This is a genomic window from Flavobacterium sp., from assembly GCF_024305175.1.
In the GTDB taxonomy this organism is placed as follows: domain Bacteria; phylum Bacteroidota; class Bacteroidia; order Flavobacteriales; family Flavobacteriaceae; genus Flavobacterium.
In genome coordinates this window covers 1-20,863 of the sequence record NZ_JAMWYY010000002.1, presented here as the reverse complement: position 1 = coordinate 20,863, position 20,863 = coordinate 1, and the positions used below count along the sequence as shown (strand labels likewise).

Annotated in this window: 20 protein-coding genes; 16 read left to right on the top strand and 4 right to left on the bottom strand. The window is 40.9% G+C overall.

Annotated elements, in window-relative coordinates:
* Nucleotide 1: 1 nt before the first annotated feature.
* The 4 genes from Q0K96_RS00700 (at nucleotide 2) to Q0K96_RS00685 (ending at nucleotide 3,499) form a co-directional block, all read left to right on the top strand.
* Nucleotides 2–1,399: a TolC family protein gene (locus Q0K96_RS00700; RefSeq protein WP_297332111.1), complete on the top strand. Its 1,398-nt coding sequence runs from the start codon at nucleotides 2–4 to the stop codon at nucleotides 1,397–1,399.
* A gap of 42 nt (nucleotides 1,400–1,441) precedes the next feature.
* Nucleotides 1,442–2,260, top strand: coding sequence for a type I methionyl aminopeptidase (map, locus tag Q0K96_RS00695; RefSeq protein ID WP_297332110.1), 819 nt, complete (start codon nucleotides 1,442–1,444; stop codon nucleotides 2,258–2,260).
* A 68-nt stretch (nucleotides 2,261–2,328) separates the two neighbouring features.
* Complete coding sequence (locus tag Q0K96_RS00690) at nucleotides 2,329–2,703, top strand: GxxExxY protein (RefSeq protein ID WP_363317221.1); 375 nt, start codon at nucleotides 2,329–2,331, stop codon at nucleotides 2,701–2,703.
* Between the two features lie 28 nt (nucleotides 2,704–2,731).
* Complete coding sequence (locus Q0K96_RS00685; protein ID WP_297332108.1) at nucleotides 2,732–3,499, top strand: class I SAM-dependent methyltransferase; 768 nt, start codon at nucleotides 2,732–2,734, stop codon at nucleotides 3,497–3,499.
* 2 nt (nucleotides 3,500–3,501) lie between these two features.
* On the opposite strand, the gene Q0K96_RS00680 is transcribed toward Q0K96_RS00685, so the two are convergent.
* Complete coding sequence (locus tag Q0K96_RS00680; protein WP_297332107.1) at nucleotides 3,502–6,306, bottom strand: insulinase family protein; 2,805 nt, start codon at nucleotides 6,304–6,306, stop codon at nucleotides 3,502–3,504.
* A gap of 162 nt (nucleotides 6,307–6,468) precedes the next feature.
* On the opposite strand from Q0K96_RS00680, the gene Q0K96_RS00675 reads away from it, so the two are divergent.
* The 5 genes from Q0K96_RS00675 to Q0K96_RS00655 all read left to right on the top strand — a co-directional run bounded on the left by Q0K96_RS00675 (nucleotide 6,469) and on the right by Q0K96_RS00655 (nucleotide 11,133).
* Nucleotides 6,469–7,740, top strand: coding sequence for a DUF5103 domain-containing protein (locus tag Q0K96_RS00675; RefSeq protein WP_297332106.1), 1,272 nt, complete (start codon nucleotides 6,469–6,471; stop codon nucleotides 7,738–7,740).
* 102 nt (nucleotides 7,741–7,842) lie between these two features.
* Complete coding sequence (gene apaG, locus Q0K96_RS00670; RefSeq protein WP_223052826.1) at nucleotides 7,843–8,229, top strand: Co2+/Mg2+ efflux protein ApaG; 387 nt, start codon at nucleotides 7,843–7,845, stop codon at nucleotides 8,227–8,229.
* Nucleotides 8,230–8,341: 112 nt separating this feature from the next.
* The gene (gene pruA / locus Q0K96_RS00665; protein ID WP_297332105.1) at nucleotides 8,342–9,967 is read left to right on the top strand and encodes an L-glutamate gamma-semialdehyde dehydrogenase; all 1,626 of its coding nucleotides are present in this window, start codon (nucleotides 8,342–8,344) and stop codon (nucleotides 9,965–9,967) included.
* A gap of 67 nt (nucleotides 9,968–10,034) precedes the next feature.
* Nucleotides 10,035–10,418, top strand: a complete 384-nt coding sequence (locus tag Q0K96_RS00660) for a DUF1801 domain-containing protein (RefSeq protein ID WP_297332104.1) — start codon at nucleotides 10,035–10,037, stop codon at nucleotides 10,416–10,418.
* A 142-nt stretch (nucleotides 10,419–10,560) separates the two neighbouring features.
* Nucleotides 10,561–11,133 (top strand): hypothetical protein, encoded by a 573-nt coding sequence (locus tag Q0K96_RS00655; protein ID WP_297332103.1) that lies wholly within the window; start codon nucleotides 10,561–10,563, stop codon nucleotides 11,131–11,133.
* A 519-nt stretch (nucleotides 11,134–11,652) separates the two neighbouring features.
* Here the strand turns inward: Q0K96_RS00655 and rsmG are convergent.
* Entirely contained in the window at nucleotides 11,653–12,282 is a 630-nt protein-coding gene (gene rsmG, locus Q0K96_RS00650; protein WP_297332102.1) for a 16S rRNA (guanine(527)-N(7))-methyltransferase RsmG, read from the bottom strand.
* Nucleotides 12,283–12,393: 111 nt separating this feature from the next.
* Here rsmG and Q0K96_RS00645 point away from each other — a divergent pair, with 111 nt between their 5' ends.
* The 5 genes from Q0K96_RS00645 to Q0K96_RS00625 all read left to right on the top strand — a co-directional run bounded on the left by Q0K96_RS00645 (nucleotide 12,394) and on the right by Q0K96_RS00625 (nucleotide 17,211).
* Nucleotides 12,394–13,488, top strand: a complete 1,095-nt coding sequence (locus Q0K96_RS00645) for an acyl-CoA desaturase (RefSeq protein ID WP_297332101.1) — start codon at nucleotides 12,394–12,396, stop codon at nucleotides 13,486–13,488.
* A gap of 29 nt (nucleotides 13,489–13,517) precedes the next feature.
* The gene (locus Q0K96_RS00640) at nucleotides 13,518–14,705 is read left to right on the top strand and encodes a pyridoxal phosphate-dependent aminotransferase (RefSeq protein WP_297332181.1); all 1,188 of its coding nucleotides are present in this window, start codon (nucleotides 13,518–13,520) and stop codon (nucleotides 14,703–14,705) included.
* Nucleotides 14,706–14,765: 60 nt separating this feature from the next.
* On the top strand, nucleotides 14,766–15,935 hold the full coding sequence (gene purT, locus Q0K96_RS00635) for a formate-dependent phosphoribosylglycinamide formyltransferase (protein ID WP_297332100.1): 1,170 nt from the start codon (nucleotides 14,766–14,768) through the stop codon (nucleotides 15,933–15,935).
* Nucleotides 15,936–16,012: 77 nt separating this feature from the next.
* On the top strand, nucleotides 16,013–16,516 hold the full coding sequence (locus Q0K96_RS00630; RefSeq protein ID WP_297332099.1) for a DUF4878 domain-containing protein: 504 nt from the start codon (nucleotides 16,013–16,015) through the stop codon (nucleotides 16,514–16,516).
* Nucleotides 16,517–16,551: 35 nt separating this feature from the next.
* Entirely contained in the window at nucleotides 16,552–17,211 is a 660-nt protein-coding gene (locus Q0K96_RS00625) for a YiiX/YebB-like N1pC/P60 family cysteine hydrolase (protein WP_297332098.1), read from the top strand.
* Between the two features lie 31 nt (nucleotides 17,212–17,242).
* Here the strand turns inward: Q0K96_RS00625 and Q0K96_RS00620 are convergent, their stop codons facing one another.
* Complete coding sequence (locus tag Q0K96_RS00620; protein WP_297332097.1) at nucleotides 17,243–18,877, bottom strand: hypothetical protein; 1,635 nt, start codon at nucleotides 18,875–18,877, stop codon at nucleotides 17,243–17,245.
* 115 nt (nucleotides 18,878–18,992) lie between these two features.
* Between Q0K96_RS00620 and fabD the strand changes: the two genes are divergently transcribed.
* Both fabD and Q0K96_RS00610 read left to right on the top strand, forming a co-directional pair.
* The gene (gene fabD, locus Q0K96_RS00615) at nucleotides 18,993–19,874 is read left to right on the top strand and encodes an ACP S-malonyltransferase (RefSeq protein ID WP_297332096.1); all 882 of its coding nucleotides are present in this window, start codon (nucleotides 18,993–18,995) and stop codon (nucleotides 19,872–19,874) included.
* 42 nt (nucleotides 19,875–19,916) lie between these two features.
* Nucleotides 19,917–20,378 carry a GNAT family N-acetyltransferase gene (locus tag Q0K96_RS00610; RefSeq protein WP_297332095.1) on the top strand — a complete coding sequence of 154 codons (462 nt, stop codon included), beginning with the start codon at nucleotides 19,917–19,919 and terminating at the stop codon, nucleotides 20,376–20,378.
* Between the two features lie 12 nt (nucleotides 20,379–20,390).
* Here the strand turns inward: Q0K96_RS00610 and Q0K96_RS00605 are convergent.
* Nucleotides 20,391–20,863: hypothetical protein (locus Q0K96_RS00605; RefSeq protein WP_297332094.1), on the bottom strand; the 473-nt coding region annotated here is incomplete at its 5' end.

Sequence of the window (20,863 nt, the reverse complement as noted above, 5' to 3'; positions counted from 1 at the left end):
AATGAAGTTACATTTAAAACTATATACACTCTTTTTACTGGTTGCAGGCATATCGGCCCCGGCACAGGAATTTAATGAAGAGGTGCTTACCTTTAATGAGTTCCTGGGGTATGTAAAAAAATACCACCCGATAGTTAAGCAGGCTAACCTTGAGGTTAATAAAGCGCAGGCCGCACTTATGGCAGCCCGGGGCGGCTTTGACCCAAAAATAGAAGTGGACTATGACACAAAAGAGTTTAAAGATTCTGAATACTACTCTATACTAAACAGCAGCTTTAAAATTCCTACCTGGTATGGTATAGAAATAAAAGCAGCATTTGATAACAGCGAAGGGGTTTACCTGAATCCGCAAAACACTACCCCAAATGCAGGCTTAACCTCGCTGGGGGTAACAGTACCTCTTGGGCAGGGTTTATTTATCAACCAGAGAATGGCCGATGTAAGGGCGGCAAAATTCCAGCTACAGATAAGTGAAGCTGAGCGAAAGCTAATGGCGGTTGAGGTGCTTTATGAAGCATCTGAAGCTTATTTTAACTGGAAGAGAACCTACAGTGAAACGCTGTTATATCAAAATTACCTTGATTATGCCGCTGAACGATATGAAGGCGTTATATCGCTTATAGAACAAGGGGCTTCTCCTGCCATAGACAGCGTAGAAGCGGGCATAACCATAAGAAACCGGAAGCTTGGCCTGGAGGATGCCAGACTGAAACTGGCAAAGGCAAGGCTGGAGCTGGCAAATTACCTATGGATTGAAGATGTTCCGGTAGAACTTAATGATAATGTGGCCCCTGAAGAAAACCTGATAGCCACATTGCCCGAAACTTTAAAAATCAACAACCTGACACCAGACCCTTCGCTGGTAGAGAATCACCCGAAAATAAATGCGCTTCAGAACAAAGCAAATATATTAGAGGTTGAACGCCGCCTTAAAGCTAACCAGTTGCTGCCAAAAATAGATGTTGGGTATCATTACCTTTCAGAGCCTTCTTATTTTGATGAGTACCGTTTTGAAAACTATAAATTCGGGGTAAACTTTTCATTTCCGATATTCCTGAGGAAAGAAAGGGGGAATTTAAAGCTTGCTAAGCTAAAGCTGCAAGACATGCAATATGAGATAAGCAGTGAGCGGGTAAGGCTTAAAAATAAAATTGAAGCCCAGCAAACAGAGATTGCTTCGCTGCAAAGGCAAAAGCAGGAAATAGACGGGCTCGTGGCAAGCTACAACACCATGCTCACATCTGAAGAACGGCTTTTCTCTTTCGGGGAGAGTTCTATATTTCTCATCAACAGCCGCGAAAACAATCTTGTGAGTGCGCGGTTAAGCCAGATAAATATAGAAAACCGCTACTTTATGTCTTACGCAGAATTGTTTAAAGTACTGGCTAACCCGGATTAAGTAATTTAATTTGGTTACTTTTGCAAACTGAAAAAGTTTGAAATGATTCTACAAAAAACCAGAGAAGAAATTGAGCTGATGCGCGAAAGCGCCCTGATTGTATCTAAAACACTGGGCATGATAGCATCTGAAATTAAACCTGGCATTACAACGCTTCAGTTGGATAAAATGGCAGAAACATTTATTCGCGATCATGGCGCAGTACCCGGTTTTTTGGGCCTGTACGGATGCCCTTCCACCCTGCTTACCAGCGTTAATGACCAGGTAGTACACGGGCTGCCCACCAACAAACCTATTGAGGAAGGCGATATTGTATCTGTTGACTGCGGAGCGCTTAAAAATGAATTTTACGGCGACCATGCTTATACTTTCGAAATTGGTGAAGTGGCAGAAGAAACCCGAAAGCTCCTTCAGGTTACAAAAGAATCGCTTTATGTTGGTATACGTGAGTTCAGGTTAGGCAACCGTGTTGAAGATGTGGGGTATGCCATACAAAAATATACAGAAGGACACGGCTATGGCGTAGTGCGCGAACTGGTAGGTCACGGGCTTGGCCGCAAAATGCACGAAGACCCTGAGATGCCAAACTACGGTAAACGCGGCAGGGGCAAATTGTTTATAGAAGGTATGGTAGTTGCCATTGAGCCTATGATAAACATGGGCACTAAAAACATAAAGCAGCTTAAAGACGGTTGGACTATTGTAACGCGTGACGGTAAGCCAAGCGCCCATTTTGAGCATGATGTTGCCATTATAGATGGCAAACCCGAACTGCTTTCTACTTATGCCTATATCTATAAAGCACTGGGCATAGAGAGTGATGAAGAAAATGAATTCAGGCGTGAGCCAATTACGGTATAATTATTTCGCAGAGATTCACAAAGATTTCACAGAAAACCACTGAGAAAAGGATAATGGAAATAAACCGGATGACTCATACTGTAATAGGCCTTGCCATGGAGGTGCATAGTCATTTGGGTCCAGGCCTTCTTGAGTCTGCTTACTGTGAATGCCTGCATTATGAGATAAAAAACTCCGGATTGAAGGTTGAAGCTCAAAAAGCTGTACCTGTAATTTATAAAGAAATAAAACTGGATCATGGCTACCGTATGGACTTACTGGTAGAAAACAAGCTTGTGCTGGAATTAAAAACTGTAGAATATTTTACCGATGTGCATTTTGCACAAACACTTACGTACCTCAAACTTGGAAACTACCCAATAGGATTACTTCTTAACTTCCACACCAAAATACTAAAAGATGGAGGTATAAAACGGTTCATTAATACCTCTGAGAATCTTTGAGGAACTTTGTGCACCTCTGCGATACACGATGAAAAAACTTTTTAAATTATTACTCAATACAATACCAAGGCCTTTGCTGATAAGGCTTAGCTATGTTGCACGCCCTGTCTTAGCGCTTGCACTTAAAGGCAATCGCTATACCGACCCTATTGACGGCAGGAGCTTCCGCAGCTTTTTACCTTATGGCTACGGACACCAACGTAATAATGTGTTATCGCCAAGCACACTATCTTTAGAAAGGCACAGGCTGTTGTGGCTGTACCTTAAAAAAGAAACTGATTTTTTTACTACACCTAAAAAAGTACTGCATTTTGCGCCGGAGCAGGCATTTTACAAACGCTTTCGTAACCAAAAGAACCTTGACTATACTACAACTGATTTATATTCTCCGCTGGCAGATGTAAAAGCCGACATTTGTAACCTGCCTTTTGAAGATAACAGCTACGACCTTATTTTGTGCAACCATGTGCTGGAACACATTCCTGACGATACAAAAGCTATGCAGGAACTGTACAGGGTAATGAAACCCGGCGGAATGGGCATATTCCAGATACCGCAAGACCTGAGCCGTGACGTTACCTTTGAAGATAACAGCATAACCGACTCTAAAGAGCGCGCCAGGATATTCGGGCAATATGACCACGTGCGTGTTTATGGCCGCGATTATTTTGACAAGTTACGCAGCATTGGGTTCAGGGTGGTTGAAGAAGATTATACAAAAAAAATCGCCCCGGCAGATGCGGAGCGATTTTGTCTTGCTAAAGGTGAAATAATACCTGTTTGCTATAAGGATTAATTTTACTGTTCCGGCATTAATATACCAATAACCCTGTCTTTAGTAAGATACTTTTTAGCAACATCCTGAAGGTCTTTAACTGTAAGAGCAGCAACTTTTTGCTCTTTTGTAAGCATCTCTTCGGCATTAATACCTCTTATGTATGCACTTTGGAAATTATCTATCCAGTATTTATTTTCTTTTAAATCCTTCTTATATTCCAGCATTTCTGCTTCTTTATATTTAGCAAGGTCTTTATCTTCAGGCCCGTTGTCTATTATTTTTTGTAATTCTCTCAAGGCAGATTCTGTCAGCTTCTCCGCATTTTCGGGCCCGCACGGAAAAGAGATAGAAAAATTGTAGTAGCCATAAGGTACATTATTCATGCTTCCCCTTGCTCCTATACCATAAACCCCGCTTTCATTCTCCCTTAGCTCTTCAGTAAGTTTAATAGTAAGCACCTCTCCTAATGCTTCCATAGCAAGCGCTTCTTTAGCTGAGTATTTAGTATCTCCGTTAAACCTTATCACCACGTTACTCTTAGGGTCAGTCCCTTTATTAATAACTTTCTTGTGCGACCCTTTCAGGGTACGGTAACCAAGATCTACCGCTTTTTCTTTTGTGCCCGCAGCCGGCAGTGAGGCAAGGTATTTGGCAGCATAATCTTCAATGGCTTTATCATCTATATTACCTACAAAGAAGAATTCAAAATCGCCTGCATTTGCAAAACGCTCTTTGTATTTATCATAACAAAGCTTATAGTCGGTTTCTGCCCATGATTTTTCTGTAGGTATTATGCCATTGTACCTTGGGTTGTCTTTGTTAAGGAATCCGTATAATTCCTGAGAAAAATAGAAACTCGGGCTTGACGCCATATTTGCATAGAAAGACGACTGCTTGCTTTTGTACCCTTCATAAGCTTCTGTATCATAATTAAGGTCGGTAAAGTAAGCATGTACCATCTGGAACATATATTCCATATCCTTTGGTGTGCTGCTTCCCTGCATGCCTTCGGTTACGCTGCTTATATAAGGATACACATTAGCAATTTTACCGGTCATGAACTTATTGATGTCATTAAGCTTTAAACCACTGAATCCGGCATCTGAAAGGGCACCTTCTGCCCATTGTGTCTTTTTAGAAACATCATCGCTAAACAGGTTGCTTCCGCCGAAGCTTACAGCACGCATAAGTACCTCATCATTTTTAAAGTCGGTTTTTTTATACGTAACCTTTGCCCCGTTAGACAGGTAAAGCGTGGTTGTGCCAAGCTTAGTATTTTGTTCTTTTTTGGTAATACTGCCCGGCTTTACTTCTTTACGCAAAAGGCTTGTGGCAACAGGTTCGTCCTGATAAGGTGTAAGATTAGTATAATCTGCATTAAGTACAGCAAGCACTTCATTTTCAGATGGCTTTGTTAGCCCTTCCTTTTCGGGGCCGGTAAATATTACTACCCTGTTGTCGTCTTTAATGTACTTATCTGTTAAACCGTTTAAGTCTTTAACCGTTATCTGGGAAAGTATTTCTTTAAAAGCTTTAAACTCCCACTCTATACCCGGTGCAGGTACACTTTCAAGAAAATGTGCCTGATATTCGCTTACAAACCTTTCACTTTCTGTTTTATCCCTGTCATTATAGCTTTTTTCCAGGTAAGAAAGCCATTCATTTTTAGCACGCTCAAGTTCATTTTCGCTAAAGCCGTACTTTTTAGCGCGTTCGTTTTCTTCTACCAGTACTTTAAGCGCATCAAGCTGCTTGCCCTCCTGCGTCATGGCAAAAGACTGATACGCTTCTTTTGTGCGCGCCCATGTTCCGCCGTGGTAGCTGTAGCCGTATGTAAACGGCGGATTAGGCATATTTGTCAGTTCCTGCAGCCTGTTGTTAAGCATGCTCGTAAAAAGGCTTTCTTTAATATTTTGCCTGTAATCATCAATTGTTTTTACTACTTTAGGTGTATCATGGTCTTTATATATTAGCCTTACCTGCGCAAAAGAAGCTTCTTTATCACTTTCTACAGATACAAAAGTCTGCTCATGGTTTGGCACATCATAAATAGCACGCGGCCTTTCATCTTTAGGGTTTTTATAAGATGAGAAATGGTCTTTAATTTTCTTTTCCATTTCTGCCACATCAATATCACCCACTACAATTACAGCCATAAGGTTTGGCCTGTACCAGTCTTTGTAAAAACTTTTTATCTTATCATAAGTAAAATTCTCAAGTATCTCTTTCTGGCCTATTGGTAAACGGTTAGCATAATGCGACTTGTACATCATTTTAGGCATAAACTGCTTCATCATGCGTTTTTCGGCACCCAGGCCAAGGCGGTATTCTTCCAGCACAACGCCGCGCTCTTTATCTACTTCCTCGGGTGTAAGTACTGCATTAAATGCCCAGTCCTCAAGCACCTGGAAGCCTTTTTCAAGTTTTTCAGGATCGTCAGATGGTATTGGTAAAAAATAAACCGTCTCATCAAAACTGGTATAGGCATTAAGGTGCTGCCCGAATTTTACGCCAATACTTTGCAGGTAATCAATCAGCTTGTTTTTCGGGAAACGTTTTGTGCCGTTAAAGCACATATGCTCCATAAAGTGGGCAAGGCCCTGCTGGTCGTCGTTCTCTAAAATTGAACCGGCATTAATAACAAGGCGGAGGTCTACTTTGTCTTCAGGCTTATTATTTTTTCTGATGTAATAAGTTAACCCGTTTTTTAATTTACCGGTTTTTACATTGGGGTCAAATGGGATAGGGTCGTTGCCTTTAAGCTGCTGTGCATTTGCCATAACTGGCGCCAGCAACACAAAAAGCCATAATTTAAGGTTTTTCATATTGAATGGAATTAATTGGTTGTTTTATAAAACTATAAAAAAAACGCAATATTGTGTTATGCCCCTTAAAGATTTCGCAATAACCTAATGTAAAAGCCGTTCAAATAGCATAATATAATTTATTTACTATATTTACGTTCATCAAATAAATTTTATTTCGCAATGACAAAAGCCGTTGCCCGTAACTTTGGTTATATCGCATTATTACTGTTTATCCCTTTTATATTACATGCCCAGGTACAGCAGGAAATTGCACCGCCTTATAATATAAAAACCGTATCTTTCAGGAAAGGCGACCAAAACGTGTACCCCTTCTTCAGGTTGGGCGAGTCGTTCCAACTTACTTTTGATGATCTTTTTGGTAACGAAGCTAACTACTACTATAGCATTACACACTGCAACTATAACTGGACACCATCTACACAGTTAACGGTTAATGATTATATATCAGGGTTTGATAACCAGCGGATACAGGTATATGACAACTCATTTAATACCTTGCAAATATTCAGCAGGTACACACTTAGCCTGCCTAATAAGTTTACGCAGATACTCCTCAGCGGCAACTACATACTTAAAATAATGAATGATAACCGCGAAGTGGTTTTCTCTCGCAGGTTTATTATTTATGAAGACCAGGTATCTGTACCGCTACAGATAAAAAGATCGCGTGACATGGACGATATTAATGAAAAGCATAACCTTGATTTTGCAGTTAAAACAAATGCTTTTGTATTTCAGAGTCCGTTGCAAAATGTCCAGGTGGCATTGTTCCAGAACGGGCGTTTTGACAATGCCTTATTCAATATAAAGCCACAGTATACCATTGGTAACGACCTCATCTATAAATACGACAAAGAAACACAATTTTGGGCGGGTAATGAATATCACTACTTTGACAATAAGGATATACGCAATGCGGTAAACAATGTGTTGCGGATTACCGGGGGAGAAATATACAATACCATTCTTTATACCAATCAGGCAAGGGCAAATGTTCCTTACACCTATTACCCCGATATTAACGGTAATTTTGTAACCAATAACATCATGCTTAATGTTACCAATATATGGCTGGAGTCTGATTACTCATGGGTATTTTTCAGCCTGAGCGCGCCAACGTTTTTTGAGAATAAGGATATTTACATCGGCGGCATGTTTAATAACTATGCCAAGACCGATGAATATAAAATGGAGTATAATAAAGAGACAGCTTTATACGAAAAAGCGGTTATGGTTAAACAGGGTTTTAATAACTTTATGTATATTGTAGCCGACAAGCGCGGCAACGTAGATGGCAAGAACGCTGTTGACGGTAATTTTTTCCAGACAGAGAATGACTACCACGTGCTGGTATATTACAGGCAAAACAACGACCGTTACGACAGGGTTATTGGTATAGGCACAGCCAACTCAGAAAACATTATTAATTAATGCTCAAATAGTTAATACAGCGTTACAATTAATTTAATGTTTGGAACTTAAACCCGCACTGTATAAATTTGTAACTTTGAAAAAAGAAAAATCCGAAAGGGCATGGTATCACAAATAACAAGAGGCATAAAAATATCTGTTTCCACGAGTTTTGAAGGCACATACTTTAAGAACTACAGGATACAGTTTGCCTTTAGCTATGAGATTACCATAGAAAACCAAAGTAAAGATTCTGTACAGCTTAACACCCGCCACTGGGAAATATTCGATTCACTGAACGATATGGAAATTGTGGACGGTGAAGGTGTTATCGGTAAAAAGCCGGTATTAAAACCGGGTGAAAAGCATACCTACAGTTCCGGTTGCCTCTTATCTTCTCCTTTCGGGGCCATGAGGGGTTATTTCAGCATGATCAACTTTACCTCTACCCGCTCTTTCAGGGTAATAGTACCTACCTTCAGGCTAAGCGCTCCTTTTGCGCTTAATTAATCATTTTCATTTTTAAAGGCATTTCCCTGCACTATCGGCAATTAGCATATAGTAATTTGCCTTATATTTGCATTACTCAGAAAAAATTTTAATTCTTTAAAACTTTTACAGTATGCCAAAAGGAATTTATAATGTACCGGAAGCTTATAACGAACCCGTACTATCATACGCCCCGGGAACCAAAGAAAGAGAGCAGGTAGCTGCCGCTTTTAAGGAAATGTATAACAGCACTGTTGATGTACCTATGTACATTGGCAGCGAAGAAATACGTACCGGAAAGACAAGGGACATCAACCCTCCTTTTGACCATAAAAAATCAGTAGGGAAATACCATGAAGGCGATGTAAGCCATGTGGAGAAAGCTATAAAATCAGCACTTGAAGCCCGCACAAAATGGGCAGCCCTTTCGTGGGAACACCGCGCTTCTATATTCATTAAAGCTGCCGAGCTTATTGCCGGGCCTTACAGGGCAAAAATAAATGCCGCGACGATGATTGGCCAGGCAAAAACGGTACACCAGGCAGAAATTGATGCCGCTTGCGAGTTTATTGACTTTCTTCGTTTTAACGTAGAGTTCATGACCCAGATTTATGCCGAGCAGCCTGTATCGTCTGACGGCATCTGGAACCGTATGGAATACCGTCCGCTGGAAGGCTTTATATATGCCATAACACCATTTAACTTTACTGCCATTGCAGGCAACCTGCCTGCAAGCCCTGCCATGATGGGTAATGTTGTGGTATGGAAGCCTAGTGCCAGCCAGATGCTTAGCGCTAATGTAATAATGGAAGTATTTAAACTTGCCGGACTGCCTGATGGTGTTATAAACATGGTGCAGGGCAACGCAGCCGAAATAAGTGATACTATATTTGACCATACCGATTTTGCAGGTGTACATTATACCGGCTCTACTGCCGTGTTTAACGGCATTTGGGGTAAGATTGGGCAAAACATTAATAAATATAAAACCTATCCGCGCATAGTGGGCGAAACGGGGGGTAAAGACTTTGTGCTTGCGCACCCATCATCAATACCGGCACAGGTAGCCACTGCCCTTTCGCGTGGTGCTTTTGAATACCAGGGGCAAAAATGTTCGGCTGCTTCAAGGGCATACATTCCAAAATCAATTTGGCCTGAAGTAAAAGAACTTTTAGTAAAAGACGTTAAGTCGATGAAAATGGGCTCTACAGAAGATATGAGCAACTTTGTTTCGGCAGTTATACACGAAGGCTCTTTTGATAAGCTGGCTTCTTATATTGATGCCGCCAAAAACGCAAGCGATGCCGAAATTGTTGTGGGTGGTGGTTATGACAAATCAAAAGGATGGTTTATAGAGCCAACTGTCATCGAGACATCTAACCCTAAATATGACACTATGTGCACAGAGCTGTTTGGCCCTGTACTTACAGTACATGTGTATGATGACACTAAATGGGAAGAAACCCTTAAGCTGGTAGATGAAACATCGCCATACGCTTTAACTGGCGCTATTTTCAGCCAGGACCGCTATGCCATAGAACAGGCTACCAAAGCGCTTGAAAACTGCGCAGGCAACTTCTACATAAATGATAAGCCTACGGGTGCCGTTGTAGGCCAGCAGCCGTTTGGTGGCGCAAGGGCATCGGGCACTAACGATAAGGCCGGTAGCGTGCTTAACCTGCTGCGCTGGGTATCGCCAAGAACAATTAAGGAAACATTTGTTCCCCCAACAGATTACAGGTACCCTTTCTTAGGATAACCCACATACAGATAAGCTCCTGCAATGCAGGAGCTTTTTTTATATCTTCGCTGTAAATTAGACGATTATGACAATTACAGACTATAACAACCAACAAACCGACAGCTACAAAGCTATATGCGACCTTTTGCACAAAGAAATAGATAAGGCACTTCCCGAAGCAGAGAGCAAAATATGGCATGCCCACCCGGTTTGGTTTTTAGATGGCAACCCTGTTGCAGGCTACAGCAAATTAAAAGGCTGTGTCAGGCTATTGTTTTGGAGCGGACAGTCGTTCAACGAGCCGGAACTGCAAAACGAAGGCAAGTTTAAAGCTGCCGAAAAGCGCTATACCGATGTGAACCAAGTCAACACTACCGACCTGCACCGCTGGCTTGAAAAAGCGCGCGACATACAATGGGACTACAAAAACATTGTAAAACGCAAAGGTGTACTGGAACGGTTGAAGTAACACTACAAATTCACAAATGTCTTGATGAAGTTCACGAAATTAATGTAAACTATGACTATCAGTATAAAATTTTGATTTACAATAATTTGTGTTTAAATTTATTCTGTATAAAAGATCTGTTTAACATAAAAAAATCTGAATCATGAAATACAAAACTTTATACTTAATATTTGCTGCAACACTAATTAGCTGTAGTGATGATAAAGTAAATAATTCTACTGATATTGATGCAAATCAGATAACATTCCGACCTGAAAATACAGAAAAAGGCTCTGTTCCTGAAGGAGTGTTTGTACAAAAGGTTCTATCGGGGCAGCAAAAAGCCGAAACGCTTACTGATTTGATAAAGCTATACAAACAAGATGCAGGCTTATCAAAAGATAGTGACTATGATACTAACCTGAAAAATATGTGGATGATTTTAATCAATGAACCACTAATTAAAGAAGGTACAGAAGAACAAAAGAAATTCTTTATTTATGAGCAGTTGGCTATGGAACATAACTTACCACATTTAGATAAATTCGTTAATTTGTTATCTTCCGCAAAAAGTATTGAGAGAAATGAAAAAGACCGAATATTTGAAGGATTTGTCACAACAAATAAAACGGCCATAAATTCTATTGGCTGGAAATCGCCGGAAGAGAAAGCAGAAAAAAATCAGGAATTATTATTGCTAAGACGCAATTATGGTTTATTAAATAATAGTTTTTAAAAATTAATTACCCATTTATGCATAAATGGATAAAACTTTCCATAACGGTAACACTAAGTCTATTGTTACTATATGCTACAAGTTATCTTGAAAACACAATTTTTAAAAGGCAACTTATCCAAACTTATAGTATATATTGCTTATATTTAGCTTTGAGTACAAAATTTCTGTACAAAATTGGTTTTTGGCAAATTCTTAAATCCTTCGCCTTCATTTTTATTACCGGGATAATGTTTGCATTTGTAATTATAAGTGTAGGCCTTAATACCGACAACTTTTTTTATATAATATTAGCTATATTATATGGTGTTCTGCTTTTAATTCTGCTATACGGTCTCTACAAAATCAATATTACCAAAAAACCGCTGTTGTCTATACTATTTGCCTGCGCAATAACTGCACTTCTTCTCTACATGATTGACAGTTATCAAACGTATTATTATGGCATTAGCCTAATTTGTGGCTTAACATGTTTTAATGTAATTACTTTAGCATTAATCAGCAGTAAAAAAGCCAATACTAAACCTTATACTTCATAGCCAGGTGCACCACTTTTTTTGTCTCAAAAAATTCATCGGTAAAATAATCTGATAAATTATAAAGCGTCACCCTCTGGAATACCTGCAGTTCTTCAGTGAGGTCACCGCCTTTCAGGTAAAGTATTCCGTTGGGCAGGCCGTGGTTTTGGTCTTTTGTTACTTTACCTCTTACCCACTTTACAAAATCAGGCATATTGGTAACGGCACGGCTCACAATAAAATCGAACTCGCCTTTAACCGTTTCGGCACGTTTCTGTTCGGCTTTTACATTGGTTAAACCCAGGGCTTTTGCTACTTCCTGCACTACTTTTATCTTCTTGGCAATAACATCTATCAGGTAAAACTCGGTTTCAGGGAATAGTATGGCAAGCGGTATACCCGGAAAGCCACCCCCTGTACCAACATCCATTACCTTTGCGCCGGGCTTAAACGGCATCACTTTTGCAATACCAAGCGAGTGCAGCACATGGCGGGTGTATAGTTCCTCTATATCCTTGCGCGAAATAACATTTATCCTGGCGTTCCACTCGCTGTAAAGCGGGCCAAGCATTTCAAACTGTTGCTTTTGCTTTTCAGTAATATCAGGGAACTGCTTCAGTAATTCTTCCATGTGTGCTAATTTTGCACAAAAGTAAGCATTTCAAAAAAGAAATTGCCCTAATTGTGATGGTTGCAAACCCGATAATAATTAACTTTGGACTCTTAAGATTTTGAATACTATATGAATATAAATCCCCCCGTTTTTTCGAAAACCGACTCCCTGAAATTTTTCAGGACATTAAATAAACGTGTAAACGACTATTTTAAAGAAAATAATATAAAAAAGACCGGTAACTGGAAACTGCACCTGAAAGCATTTGTAATGTTCTCAGCCCTGCTGGCCCCTTATTTTATATTGCTTACACTTAACATACCCGTATGGGCGCAATTGCTGCTTACCATAGTAATGGGTGTGGGTATGGCAGGCATAGGTATGAATGTAATGCACGATGCCAACCACGGTTCTTATTCCAGCAAAACATGGCTCAACAAAATAATGGGCAGCAGTATGTACCTGCTTGCCGGTAATGTTTATAACTGGCAGGTTCAGCACAACGTACTGCACCACACCTACACCAACATACACGGTCACGATGAAGACCTTGATGCAGGGCGCATAATCCGCTTTACGCATTCAGCACAATGGAGGGGGTTCCACAAGTTCCAGCATTACTATTCTGTTTTCCTGTATGGGCTGTTAACCTTTAACTGGGCTATAACTACAGATATTAAGCAAATGCGCCGTTATATTAAAAGAGGGCTTTCTTATGGCGAGTTCCGCAGTCCTGTAAAGCAATGGACGGTATTGGTAGTAACCAAACTGCTGTATGCACTGGTATGGCTGGTTGTACCTGTACTGCTGGGTATTACCTGGTGGAAAGTGCTTATCGGCTTTTTTGTAATGCATTACACGGCAGGGTTAATATTAAGCATTGTTTTCCAGCTGGCACACGTGGTTGAAGAAACCGCAAACCCGCTACCGGACGAAAACGGCGAAATGGCAAATACATGGGCTATACACCAGCTTTACACAACAGCTAACTTTGCTCCTAAAAACAGGATAATAAACTGGTTTACCGGCGGCCTTAACCACCAGATAGAGCACCATATATTTCCGCATATAAGCCACGTGCACTACAGCAAAATTTCTGAAATAGTAAAGCAGACTGCCCGCGAGCACAACCTGCCCTATCATGAATTCAAAACCATGAGAGAAGCTGTTGCCGCACACTTCAGGCACCTTAAAGAACTGGGAATGAAACCTGCAATTAACTAATAATACAACCAATATAATTCAACACACCAATTATGAATGTGCTATCAGACAGGATCAATAATTTAGCTACATCACAAACACTTGCCATGGCTGCAAAAGCCAGGGAACTTAAAGCACAGGGTAAAGACATTATAAGCCTTAGCCTTGGCGAGCCTGATTTTAACACTCCTGATTTTATAAAAGAAGCCGCAAAACAGGCTATAGACGATAATTACAGCACCTACCCTCCCGTTGATGGTTATATGGATTTAAAAGAAGCCATCTGCCGCAAGTTTAAAAGGGATAATGGCCTTGATTACAAACCATCTCAAATTGTGGTTTCTACAGGGGCCAAGCAGTCCCTCTACAATATTGCACAGGTAATGCTTAATGATGGTGACGAGGTTATACTGCCTGCACCTTATTGGGTAAGCTATTATGAAATGATAAAGCTTTCAGGCGGTGTGCCGGTTGTAGTGCCTACATCGGTAGAAACCGACTTTAAAATGACTGCCGAACAGCTTGAAAAAGCCATTACGCCAAAAACAAAAATGATGTGGTTCAGCTCGCCGTGCAACCCAAGCGGTTCGGTTTATAGCGAAGCAGAGCTAACATCGCTTTGCGAGGTTTTAAAGAAGCACGAAATCTATGTAGTTTCAGATGAAATTTATGAGCACATCAATTTTTCAGGCAGCTCTTTCAGTATAGGTGCCATACCCGGAATGTTTGATAAGACCATAACCGTAAACGGCGTTGCCAAAGCATTTGCCATGACCGGATGGCGCATTGGCTATATTGGCGCTCCTGAATTTATTGCCAAGGCCTGCACTAAAATGCAGGGGCAGGTAACCAGCGGTGCAAACAGTATCGCCCAGCGTGCCACCATAGCCGCCGTAGATGCCGACCCTAAAGTACTGGGGCACATGGTGGAGGCTTTCCACAGCCGCAGGGACTTGGTGATTAACCTGATGAACGATATTCCCGGCTTTAAAAATAATATCCCCGAAGGGGCATTTTATGTTTTCCCTGATATCTCTTACTACTTTGGCAAAACGCTTAAAGGCATGACTATAAATAATGCCGATGACTTTTCAATGTTCTTGTTAGAGCATGCCAATGTGGCTACAGTTACAGGCGATGCCTTTGGTAACCCCGACTGCATCCGGATATCATACGCCACCAGCGAAGAGCAACTTAAAGAGGCTCTCCGCAGGATAAAAGCCGCGGTTACAGAGTAGAACTTAATAACGTTCCCCTCCCTTGGAGGGGAATTTTAATTTAATCTCAACAACACAACAATGCAAAAAAAGATATTACTATTAGGCTCAGGAGAGCTTGGAAAAGAATTTGTTATTGCCGCACAGCGTTTGGGCCAAAAAGTTATTGCTGTAGATAGTTATGCAAACGCGCCGGCTATGCAGGTAGCTCATGGATTTGAAATTATAAATATGCTTGATGGCGCCGCGCTTGATGCTGTTGTAGAAAAGCATAAACCCGATTTTATAGTGCCCGAAATAGAAGCTATAAGAACCGAGCGTTTTTATGATTATGAAAAACAGGGTATAACCGTTGTACCATCGGCTAAGGCGGCTAACTTTACCATGAACCGCAAAGCCATACGCGACCTTGCTGCAAAAGAACTTGGCCTGCGCACGGCTGATTACCGCTATGCCACCTCTGCGGCTGAGTTAAAAGACGCCGTTGCGGCAGTAGGCATACCATGTGTGGTTAAACCCTTAATGTCATCTTCGGGTAAAGGGCAAAGCACCATAAAAAGCGAAGCCGATATAGAGAAAGCCTGGCAGTATGCCGTAGAAGGCTCACGTGGAGACGTTACAGAAGTTATAGTAGAAGCATTTGTTAACTTCAATTCAGAGATTACACTGCTTACAGTTACTCAAAACAATAACCCTACCCTGTTTTGCCCGCCCATAGGCCACAGGCAGGAGCGTGGCGACTACCAGGAAAGCTGGCAGCCAGCAAAGGTATCGGATGCAGCTATTACTGAAGCACAATACATGGCACGCAAAGTTACAGAAGCACTTGGCGGTGCGGGTATTTTTGGGGTTGAGTTTTTCCTGACGGATGAGGGAGTATATTTCAGTGAGCTTTCGCCGCGCCCGCACGATACAGGCATGGTAACACTGGCAGGCACACAAAACTTTAACGAGTTTGAACTACACCTGCGCGCCATACTAAGCCTGCCCATTGCAGAAATAACATTAGAGCGCACAGGCGCAAGCGCTGTTATACTCGCATCTGAAAACGGAGAAAATCCGTCTTATACAGGCCTTGAAGCGATTGCTGCATTACCCAAAACAGATTTCAGGATATTTGGTAAACCCACTACAAGGCCATACCGCCGCATGGGTGTTGCGCTAACCTATGACACACTGCAAACAGAGACAGAAGCAGTTACAGAAAGGGCAAAAGCAGCGGCGGCATTGGTAAGTGTTTCATCAAAATAGTTGATAAATAATTTCGCCATTGGGTTATCCGCAATAAAATAATCCTATTTTTACCGAAACTTTAACATCAAACAATTATGAGAAAATCTTTTAAAAGAAATCCACTAATGCTTTTCTTGGCAGTAATGTCTATGTCATTATTCGTATCATGCTCAGAAGGTGGCGGGCCGGAAGGCGTAGCCAAAAACTTTTTACAGCACGTTAGCAAAGGTGAATTTGAAGAGGCAAAAAAATATGCCGATGAGCCAACAGGATCGCTTTTAACAATGGCAGAAAACCTTGGCGGAGAGCAAAAAGAACAGCTTAAAGACAAGAAAGTAAATATTGATATTATTTCTTCTGAAGTAAACGAAGCAGGCGACAAAGCTACTGTTAAGTATAAAGAAACAGAAGAAGGACAGGATGCCGCTACTGCTGAAGAAAAAGAAATTACACTTGCCAAGATTGACGATGAGTGGAAAGTTTCTATTGATAAAGAAAGCATGAACAAAGAAGGTAACGCTCCTGCAGGCGCTGAAGGCGAAGGCGATATGGAGATGGAAGGCGAGATGGAAATGATGGAAGGCGACAGCATTCAATAAGCTTTTACCTCTTGTATAACTTAAAAACATTACCGATGAAAAAGTTTCTTTTTTGGCTGGTAATGTTTTTTTGTTTTTCAGCCGCTGCCTACAAATGTTTTTTCTGGCTCGACCATAAGTCTGAAATACGGGAACAAACTAAAAACAGTAGCATTACGCGCCTTAGTAATGAAGAGATTAGCCTGATACAGGAAGGTGATTTTATACTGCGAAGGGGCTTTGGCTTTTTCAGCGATTATGTATCAGAGCATTTAAATGACGGTGACATTGACGTTACCCATGCCGGAATAATCATAAAAGAGAATGGTGACCTTTTTGTTATCCATTCCCTTTCTTCTGATGTGAGTGATTTTGATGGCATACAAAAACAACCCCTACAGGATTTCCTGCTATACTGCGCGCCTGAAAAAATTATTGTGACACGCACCAAACATGCCGACACTGCTTGCGGCGGAAAGATTGCCGAACGTGCCAAATATTATCTCTCTCAAAAAATCCCTTTTGACCATAACGGTAAATTTGATGATGATAATGAGCTGTATTGCACGGAGCTTATATGGAAAATTCTTGAGAAAGACCTTAAAGTAGCCTCACCGCCAACACTGGCAGAAGAGCGCGAAAAGTTCTTTTACTCCATGATGCCTATGTACAGCACTGATTATTTTGACATTATCATCAACCAGTACAGCAACTGAGGATATAATTGAAAATAACTCAGTATCTCACCTATTTCTTTTTACTTCCCATATTCAGGTTATCGAAACTTGAAACGTTTATTACTTCCTCTGCATCCGTATCAAAAGATATACTGATGCTGTCGCCTACCCTTGTTACAGGCAGCTCGTTAGAAAGCACTGATGAGCCTACAAATATTTTTGCCGAGCCATTTACCGTAAAGTAATAAAAGCTGTTACCGTTCTTTATATCGCTTTGTATGCGCTCTACAACAGTATTAAGTTGGTTCCTGTCACTTGCTGACTGTGGGTTAATGCGGGTGTCAGACATGTTGAATACATTTTTATATGCCATCATGGTTTCTCCCATAGTATTACCAACACCCACAATGGTATAATCATTAATAGCTACCATAGCATACATTTTTACAAGCCCGCCACCATCTTTAAGTGTCATAACATAAGTAGGTATACCGTTAATGGTATAAGGCACCGGTAAAGATGCTGTATAGCCTTTCTCCTGAACCTTACCCTCTGCCGAGCGTTGTGCTGCATATTCGGTTGCGCCGCTTTGGTGGTAGTATGTGGTTTCTTTTGTGCGGGTATCTACAAGCACAAACCCCACCGCCGATTCATCTTTTCCTACAGAGGTAAGCCCGGTGTACCAGTATGGCGTGCCGTTCTCACCATATACCAGTGTTAACCCTTCGGTTATCTGTAACTTGTTTTCATTAGCAAAATTCCAATAGCCGTGCACATACTCGCCCCAATCATTTAATTGCTCTTCTATAAACTCCTGTGGCTGTATGCGGTCTACCCAGGCAGGTGTCTTATCTACAGGATATTCGGCTATTTCTCCCGTTTGGGCATCAAGCGTTACAACACCAACGGCATCATTTCCGCCAAAGCCTACCCGTTTTTCATATTTAGTAACTACCCAGTACGGCTTGCCTTCGTCGTCAATCTCGAATGTATAATCGTCAAGGCCGGCAGTAGCATATCCGTTAAAGTACAGGTAGCGTTCCATCTGGCTCATAAAAAAAGCCTCGCTCTGGTATTTAATTTTCAGTGGCTTACCGTTAAGCGACTGCACCAGCTTTACATTACGCTCATTTGTGGCAGAAACAAGCACATACCCATCAGTACCCTCACTATTATTAATCCACTTAAAGAAACCGCTGTGCAGCAATGGTGCCACCCAGTATAACTCGTCTCCCACTTTCTGTATAGTAAAGTGCCCAAGTTCTGTCTTGCTGCCCAAAGCAGGATCTGAACCCAGTATTTTTTCTCCTAAAAGATAGGCAAGCCTTTCATCTACCACGCGCACTTTATTAATGGCAAGTGGCGCAATGTGGTCTGATATCTCTTTCCCGTCTTTTACCTCTCCTATTAATTCCCTGTAATCTTTTGCATACAACATTGGTGAAGATGTTATAAATGGCACAATAGTTACATAGGTGATAAGTACCAGTATAAGTAAGCCCAAAATGCGGTGGGCAGGGAAAAATTTAAATGTAGTTTTTTTGTTGCGTGTTTCTGTCTGCAGCGTAAGCAAAGCTACCAACAACACTAACCCCAACAATGCAAACGGCAGGCCGACAAAGCCGTACTGAAGCACCGGCATACCTAAATAAATTACACAAAAAATATAAAATAAAACTGTAATAACTATTATAGAACGTTTCATGGTTTGCTATTTATATTATTGGTATCTAAAAGTAAGATATTGTTACATCTTTAGCAAAAATTGGTACTACATTAAAAAAAGCTATTTTTGCCAATACAAACTAACATTGAAAGATATGAAAAAAGCTTATGTATTTCCGGGGCAGGGTGCCCAGTTTAGCGGAATGGGTAAAGATTTATATGAAAACTCAGCCGAAGCAAAAGCGCTTTTTGAAAAGGCTAATGAAATATTAGGATTCCGTATAACCGATATAATGTTTGAAGGTACGGCTGATGAGCTAAAGCAGACAAAAGTAACACAGCCTGCGGTATTTTTACACTCAGTTATTCTTGCAAAAACACTTGGTGACAGCTTTAAACCCGATATGGTGGCGGGCCATTCGCTTGGTGAATTCTCGGCGCTTGTTGCTGCCGGAGCCATGACTTTTGAAGATGGCCTTAAGCTGGTTTCGCAACGTGCGATGGCTATGCAAAAGGCATGCGAGATTACTCCCTCTACGATGGCTGCAGTACTTAACCTTGATGATAAGACCGTTGAAGATATTTGTGAAGCTACCGAAGGCGTAGTTGTTGCGGCAAACTATAACTGCCCGGGGCAACTGGTAATTTCAGGCGAAACACTTGCGGTAGAGCGTGCCTGTGAGGCACTAAAGGCTGCCGGGGCTAAGCGTGCACTGATACTGCCTGTTGGAGGTGCCTTCCACTCCCCTATGATGGAGCCTGCCCGTGAGGAGCTTGCTGCCGCTATAGAAGCTACTACTTTTAAGCAGCCTGTCTGCCCGGTGTACCAGAATGTAACCGCAACAGCGGTAACAGCTCCCGATGAAATAAAGCAAAACCTTATAAAGCAGCTTACTGCCCCCGTGAAATGGACGCAAAGCGTGCAAAACATGGTAGCCGATGGTGCAACTGAATTTATTGAAGTAGGCCCCGGCAATGTGTTGCAAGGGCTTGTTAAAAAAATTGACAGCAGTGTAAATACAAGCGCTGCATCATAAATAACAACTAACTTATCCCGCTTCTGCGGGATATTTTTATTAATGATACATATACATCAAACCCACGACTATGAGTTACTGGCATCTCTAAACAGGGAAGTACAGGAACACCATCATTTTCTTTATCCTGATGTATTTAAGCCGTATGACAAAGATACAGTACTGCCGTTTTATAAAGAGGCGCTTAAGAATAAAGGTTATGCATTTGTTGCTGATTTTGACAATAAACCGGCAGGTTATGTATTACTCTTTATTAAAGAGCTGCCGGAAAACCTATTTCAGTATGCGCAGCATTTTTTACTTATAGACCAGATTGGAACTCTTAAAGACTTCCGTGGCAAAGGAATTGCCAGTGCGTTACTACAAAAAGCCGCAGAATTTGCAAAGGAGAATGGCACTAATCAAATGAGGCTTAACCATTGGACAATGAATGAAAATGCCGGAGCTTTGTTTCTCAAAAATGGTTTTACCTATTTTAATGAGAATATGTGGAAGTATTTATAAAGTGCATAATAGCTAAAGCTCTTGTAACTGCTTATTTTCACCTATTCTAAAAAGTTTGAAATATATGCATTCAAATTCAGAAGTAACTGGTTTTAAACATACCTGACTGATTGTTTCGTCATTTATTTCTATCAACTGATTTAATCTTTTTCTCAAATTATCTCCGCAGTAGATATAAACGTTATTTTGTTTATATTTCTTTACTGAAATTAAATCCTTTACATTAGTGGGCGGGCAATTTCTAATAGCAATTACAGTATCATAATTATAGTAGGGATCTATATAAAATTCAAGAATTGTGTTCTTATCCCCTTCGATGAATGTTGATTCCAAATCTTTTAAAGATTTCCTAAAAGCCTGTTCAAACGATTTGTCTTTAAAAATTATCTCTCTAAAATTTGTATGCTGTTTAGTGTCATGTACACAACTTAGCAAAATAAGACTCATCGCAGATAGAAAAAGATATTTCATAAAGTTAGCTTTAG